Genomic DNA, 1,216 nt, shown 5'->3' on the forward strand with positions numbered 1-1,216 from the left:
GCTATGGCCATGGATCTTTATTGCGTGATGGGCAACCCGGTGGAGCACAGCAAATCGCCGTGGATTCATGCGCGTTTTGCCGAGCTGACGGGCCAGACGCTGCAGTACGGCAAGCGCCTGGTGCCGCTGGATGGGTTTGCGCCGACCGTGCGCGCCTTCATCGCCGAAGGCGGCCGTGGCTGCAACATCACCGTGCCCTTCAAGTTTGAAGCAGTGACGCTGGCCAGCCAGGTCAGCGAACGCGCCACGCTGGCCCAGGCCGCCAACGTGCTGAGCTTCTCAACGGGCGCTATTCATGCCGACAACACCGACGGCGTCGGACTGGTCAACGACATCCAGCGCAACGCCGGGCTTGATTTGAATGGCCGCCAGCTGCTGCTGATCGGCGCCGGCGGCGCCAGTGCCGGTGTGCTGGGTCCGCTGCTGCTGGCGCGGCCCGCCAGCATCACGGTGGCGAATCGCACACTGAGCAAAGCCAGCGCCCTGGTGGCGCGCCATGCCGAGCTCGCCTTGCTACAAAAAACAGAGCTGGTCGCGCAGGATTTACAAGGGCTAGCGGGCAGTTTTGATGTTGTCATCAACGCCACGGCGAGCAGCCTGAGCGGCGCCGGCGTGCCGGTGCCGGCCAGCACGCTCAAACCGGGGGCCCTGGCCTACGACATGATGTACGGCCCCGCCGCGCAAGGCTTCATGACCTGGGCCGGTGAGCACGGCGCACAGGCGCGTGACGGCCTGGGCATGCTGGTGGAGCAGGCGGCTGAGGCATTTTTGATCTGGCGCGGCGTGCTGCCGCCCTCGCAACAGGTGCTGGCCGAGTTGCGGGCCGTCACACACCAACGTTCACGCTAAGGCCGGCTGACCGGGGTTCTGGACATGCGCGTGAGCTTTCAATCATGAAACCATTTTTTCGCTGGCTCGGTTTGCTCGGCGCCGCCCTGCTGGCCTTGCAGCTTTTCTTTGTCGCCCGCATTGCCACCATGGCGGTGATCGATCCGCAATCCAGCGCCTTCGAGCGTTCGGAAGCGTGGCGCGTGGTGAACGAGCATGGCAGCCTGCGCTGGCGCCAGCAGTGGGTCGCCTACCCGCAGATTTCGGACAACCTCAAGCGGGCCGTCATCGCCAGCGAGGACGACGGCTTCAGCAGCCACGATGGCGTGGACTGGGGCGCCCTGAAAAAAGCCTGGCAAAAGAATGCCAAGGCCGAAGCACGGGTCGC

Annotated in this window: 2 protein-coding genes; both read left to right on the plus strand. The window is 65.1% G+C overall.

Features of this window, described 5'->3' with window-relative positions:
- The first annotated feature begins 3 nt into the window (after nucleotides 1–3).
- Complete coding sequence (aroE, locus tag B3V69_RS02025) at nucleotides 4–849, plus strand: shikimate dehydrogenase (RefSeq protein WP_296443385.1); 846 nt, start codon at nucleotides 4–6, stop codon at nucleotides 847–849.
- A gap of 44 nt (nucleotides 850–893) precedes the next feature.
- The coding region (locus B3V69_RS02030; RefSeq protein WP_296443309.1) for a transglycosylase domain-containing protein at nucleotides 894–1,216 on the plus strand (323 nt) is incomplete at its 3' end.

The organism is Rhodoferax sp. UBA5149 (genome assembly GCF_002413825.1).
GTDB lineage: Bacteria > Pseudomonadota > Gammaproteobacteria > Burkholderiales > Burkholderiaceae_C > Rhodoferax.